The organism is Saccharomonospora halophila 8 (genome assembly GCF_000383775.1).
Classification (GTDB): Bacteria; Actinomycetota; Actinomycetes; order Mycobacteriales; family Pseudonocardiaceae; genus Saccharomonospora; species Saccharomonospora halophila.
In genome coordinates this window covers 34,306-39,147 of record NZ_KB912482.1, presented here as the reverse complement: position 1 = coordinate 39,147, position 4,842 = coordinate 34,306, and the positions used below count along the sequence as shown (strand labels likewise).

Annotated in this window: 5 protein-coding genes, 1 pseudogene and 1 riboswitch; of the genes and pseudogenes, 4 read left to right on the top strand and 2 right to left on the bottom strand. The window is 68.1% G+C overall.

Translation table 11 applies throughout. The features are described 5' to 3' along the window. Positions 1–645 precede the first annotated feature (645 nt). Positions 646–1,236, top strand: a complete 591-nt coding sequence (locus tag SACHA_RS0101290; RefSeq protein WP_019806565.1) for a hypothetical protein — start codon at positions 646–648, stop codon at positions 1,234–1,236. 68 nt (positions 1,237–1,304) lie between these two features. After that, positions 1,305–1,883, top strand: coding sequence for a class F sortase (locus SACHA_RS0101285; RefSeq protein ID WP_019806564.1), 579 nt, complete (start codon positions 1,305–1,307; stop codon positions 1,881–1,883). Between the two features lie 148 nt (positions 1,884–2,031). Here SACHA_RS0101285 and SACHA_RS0101275 read toward each other — a convergent pair whose 3' ends face one another. Then, positions 2,032–2,259 (bottom strand): DUF397 domain-containing protein, encoded by a 228-nt coding sequence (locus SACHA_RS0101275; protein ID WP_019806563.1) that lies wholly within the window; start codon positions 2,257–2,259, stop codon positions 2,032–2,034. An 18-nt stretch (positions 2,260–2,277) separates the two neighbouring features. Continuing rightward, a complete protein-coding gene (locus SACHA_RS19715; RefSeq protein WP_019806561.1) occupies positions 2,278–3,057 on the bottom strand; it encodes a DUF5753 domain-containing protein in 780 nt (259 codons plus the stop codon). 32 nt (positions 3,058–3,089) lie between these two features. Between SACHA_RS19715 and SACHA_RS19710 the strand changes: the two genes are divergently transcribed. Then, positions 3,090–3,470, top strand: a complete 381-nt coding sequence (locus tag SACHA_RS19710) for a hypothetical protein (protein ID WP_019806560.1) — start codon at positions 3,090–3,092, stop codon at positions 3,468–3,470. Positions 3,471–3,723: 253 nt separating this feature from the next. Beyond that, positions 3,724–3,818, top strand: a riboswitch (glycine riboswitch). 151 nt (positions 3,819–3,969) lie between these two features. After that, positions 3,970–4,842 (top strand): annotated as a pseudogene (locus SACHA_RS19705) (glycine dehydrogenase (aminomethyl-transferring)); the annotation flags it as partial.

Below are 4,842 nucleotides of genomic sequence, written 5' to 3'. Positions count from 1 at the left end.
CCGCCGCCGCTGACCCACCCCACCCCACCCCACCCGCCCGCGAGTCGCCGCTGCACCCCCGCGAGTTGACACCTCAGACCCGCGGGTCGCCGCTGCATGCCCGCGAGTTGCCGCTGCACGCCCGTGAGTTGACGTGTCCTCGAACCGCCTCGATGGGCGAGTGTGGCGCCCGGCCGGAAACGGAACGCACGGCTGTGTGCGGACGCGGTGTCCCGGAGCGTCGGCTCGGTTTCCGTGACGTCGATTCGGTGCCCTGGAGCGTCGGCTCGGCGTTGTGAGGCGTCGACTCGGTGTCCTGATGTGTCGACTCGCGGGCGTGCCTCGTCGACGTGTCCGGGCCGAAGTTCACCCGGCCGACCGGACAGATTCCACGGCTGCGCACCCTCGTCCCGCTCCCGCAGGTACCGGTATCTCCTGCCGGCCTGCCGGTTTCCTCCGCTACCCGGCCTCGCCTCGGGCGAACCCGCAGGTCATGGCGACGATACGCACTCGATCAGTCACCCGGAGGAATGGTTCCCGGACCGTCGAGGATTGACGATCTCTGCCTCTGCGCACTCTGTAGCCATACGGGCGCGGGGCGTACCGGACACGCAGAACAGCGCACCGTTGTGAGCAGAATCCAGAACCCCAAGGAGAAACATCACCATGCGAGTTCGCAGAGCCGCTGTCGTCGTCGCTCTGGCCGCCGGCACCGCCGTCGCCGTCGCCGGAACCACGAACGCCTCCCCGGAGAACAACGACTGCAGCGACACCGGTCGCTACATCCAGGCCGACTCCTGGGCCGACGCCGAGTGCGAGTTCGACTTCGCCCGCGAGCAGTGGGAGCAGGCCAAGGACGAGGCCGAGGACGAGCGGGACAAGCACGAGGACAAGCACGAGGACAAGGACAAGGGCAAGGACGAGGACAAGGACCACGACAAGGACAAGGACCACGGCAAGGACAAGGACCACGGCAAGGACAAGGACCACGACAAGGACTGGGACAAGGACAAGCACCACCACGACTGGGACAAGGACAAGAAGCACCACGACAAGGACAAGCACAAGGTCGAGAAGCACTACCACAAGCACTTCCACAAGCACCACGACAAGGACAAGAAGCACCACGGCAAGCACCACGACAAGAAGCACCACGACAAGCACGGCAAGAAGCACCACCACAAGAAGCAGGTGCACAAGAAGCCGCACGGTGGCGTGAAGACCGGTGACGGTTCGTTCGCGACGGTCGTGCGCTGAAGCGTTCCGTGATGCGTCATCCCACGCGCCGCCATCCCCGCCACGCCGGCTCCGCCCGGCTGGTGGGGATGGCGGTTTCCGTCCTGTTGCTCGTGCTGACCGGCTGCACCGGTCCGAACGCGACCGTCGGCACCCCGACTTTCGAGTACACGGTCCCGACCGAGAGCGGGGTCGAGAAGCCCGTCCTGCCCGCGTCGAAACCGGTACGGCTGCGGATCCCGGCGATCGGTGTGGACACCGACGCGTTCGTCGACCTGGGGCTCGATGCGGAGAAGCGGATGGAGGTCCCGGAGGGTGCCCACGAGATCGGTTGGTACAACCAGTCACCGACCCCGGGCGAAATGGGCCCGTCCGTGCTCGCCGCGCACGTCGACTGGAACAACGAGAAGGGCGTGTTCTACGACCTGCGCAAGCTGGGCGACGGGGCCGACGTGATCGTCGACCGCGCCGACGGCAGCAGCGTCTTGTTCGAGGTCCACGCCGTCGAGCGTTACCCCAAGAAGGAATTCCCCACCGAGAAGGTTTACGGCGACACCCACCACCCGGAGCTGCGGTTGATCACCTGCGGCGGCGTGTTCGACCGCTCGGCGCAGAGCTACGAGGACAACGACGTCGCCTACGCCCGCATGGTCGCCTTCGAGGAGTGAACGTCCCGTCGCGGCTCTCCGGGACCACCGCGCGCCGGACAGTACCCGCGCTATATCGTGGACCTGATCAAGCGTGTAACCACGGTGAGCGTAGAGACGATGAAGATCGTCGACGACCTGCCGGAACTCGGCCTCGGGTAGGTCTGCGCTACCCGAGGTCGTCGAACTCGCCGGCCCTGCAGCCCTCGATCCAGGCGGCCATCTCGGCGCGGGTGAACAGCGGAGCGCCCGCCTCGGGATGCTTGCTGTTTCGGATGGCGATCCGCCCGTCCGGCGTCGGCGCCACCTCGATGCAGTTGCCTCCGCTGGTTCCACCACCCCCGGAGAAGCTGCTCTTGCGCCAGGTCAGGTTGGCTTCCGCGTCCCCGTGGGTCATGCCGCACCGTCCTTGTCCCTATTCCAGCTCCCGCACGGAGTCAGCCAGGCGACGCACTGACTCGTCCTGGGTGAGTGCCTGCTCGGTGAGGGCACCGAAGCGAAGTGTGTACGCACGTACCTCGTCGCGGGATTCGATGTAGTCGGGGCGTCCGGGACCTTCCGCGTAGCCGATGTCCGGTATCGGGTCGGGCAGCGTGAGGATCGAGAACGGTCCTTCGAGTGCGGGACTGGCGCCCACCGTCTTCGGCAACACCTGTATGGCGATATTGGGGTTCTCGGTCGCCTCGACCAGGTGACGCAGTTGCTTCCGCATCACCCGCTCACCACCGACCGGGCGTTCCAACGCTCCCTCACCGAGGATGACGTGCAGTGTCGGTGGGATCGGCTGACTGAGAATCTGTTGCCGGGCCATGCGCGCCATGACCCGTCGTTCGACCTCGTCCGCGCTCAGTCCGGGGTCCAGCCCCGTGATGAGAGCCCGCGCGTACTCGGTGGTCTGGAGGAGCCCGGGCACCAACAAGGTCTCGAACTGACGACAGGCCACCAGGGCGGTCTCCCAGTCGAGGAACTGGTGGAACTCGGGTGGCAGGTGTTTGCGGACGTCGGCGAGCCAGCCGCGGCGGCGGGAGTCGCCGGCCAGTTGTCTGAGCCAGTTCGCCAGCGCCGGGTCGCCGACGCCGTAGACGTCCAACAGTTGGTCGAGCTCGCGGCGCTTCACTCCCTGCTCCCGGTTCTCGATCCGGGACAGCTTCGGGCGGGACCAGGTGCCCGGTCCCTGGCGGAGCTTCTCGATCACCTGGTCATGCGTCAGCGCGCACTCCTCCCGGAGTGTGCGAGGACGAACCCGAAATCGCCGACGCCCACCCGCTCGACCGGTTCGTGTCCGACCCCACCGGGAGACCGCCGATGTGCGACGAGGAGACGTTCGCCGGGATCCTGGCGGACATGGCCGGGCAGGCCGCTCCGGAGGTGTTCGCCGTGGTGCAGAAATACGGGACCCGGGTGAACGCGTGGATCGTCGCCTGGGGAATGTGTTTCCCCGACGGCCGCACCGAGGTGGTCAGTGTGGACGGAACCGCGCGGCACAACGCGAACTCCCCGGAGGATGTGTTGCTCGGATCCACTTTCGGCACGCACATCCGGGCCCGGATCGTCCGGCCGGCACCGGTGGAGACCGATGACGAGGGGGAGAGCGACGACGAGCAATAGGCGTCGTCACCGCCCGCGCTCATCGTTCGACCCGAACGGCGGAGCGGGTCACTCACCCGGAGCGACGGGCGCGGCACCGTCCGGTGCGGAGGGTCCATGCCGTTCCCGCGCGGGCGTGATGCGGTGCCGGGTGAGCCCCGTCAACGTCGGCGCGGCCTTCGTCACCGTTGCGGCCCGGAGGTGGACTCGCGGCACTGGACTCGCGTAGCTTGACCGCCTATAACCGAAGGCATAACCGGATATCGCGGCTGTTCGAGCCGGAGCGGGAGAGCCCCCGTGTGGTCAAGGCGGGGCACCGAAGGAGCAAACGCCCCACAATCTCTCAGGTACCACTACCGCTCTTGGCGAGGCCACTCTGGAAAGTAGGCTCACCACGAGGGCCTCACCCAAGGTGTAAGCCGCGCTCACGCGCGGTGAAACTCTCAGGTGCCCATGACAGAGGGGGAGTTCCCAGCACCAGGCGGGTAAACCTGCCTAAGGAGAGAAGGAGCTCCCCGCCATGACGCAGAAGTCGTCGCCTCCCGTGACGCCTCCGCCGACGCCGTTCGCGTCCCGGCACATCGGCCCGAGCGAGTCCGAGCAGGCGAAGATGCTGGCCGAATGCGGGTTCGGCAGCCTGGACGCCCTGGTCTCCGCCGCGGTGCCCGGCGCCATCCGGAACCCGCGCGGGCTCGACCTGCCCGAGGAGGCGTCCGAGGAGCAGGCGCTGGCCGAGCTGCGGGAGCTGGCCGCGCGCAACACGCCGCGGACCCAGATGATCGGCCTCGGCTATCACGACACCGTCACCCCGGCCGTGATCCGGCGCAACGTGCTGGAGAACCCGGCCTTCTACACCGCGTACACGCCGTACCAGCCGGAGATCTCGCAGGGCAGGCTGGAGGCGCTGCTCAACTTCCAGACGATGGTCTCCGACCTCACCGGCCTGGATACCGCGAACGCCTCGATGCTCGACGAGTCCACCGCCGTCGCCGAGGCGGTCATGCTGATGCGGCGGGCGTCGAAGTCGACGTCGCGGACCGTGGTGCTGGACGCCGAGTGCCTGCCGCAGACGATCGCGATCGTGCGCACCCGCGCCGAGGCCGTCGGCGTCGAGGTGGACGTCCGGGACCTCTCCCGGGGACTGCCGGACGAGTTCTTCGGCGTGGTCGTGCAGTACCCGGGCGTGTCCGGTGTGCTGCGGGAGCCGGACTTCTACCGGCGGATCGGCGACGCCGCGAAGGAGGCGAAGGCGCTGTACTGCGTCGCCGCCGACCTGCTCGCGCTCACCCTGGTCACCTCGCCCGGCGAGTTCGGCGCCGACCTCGCGGCGGGCACCACCCAGCGCTTCGGCGTCCCGCTCGGCTACGGCGGGCCGCACGCCGGGTACCTGGCC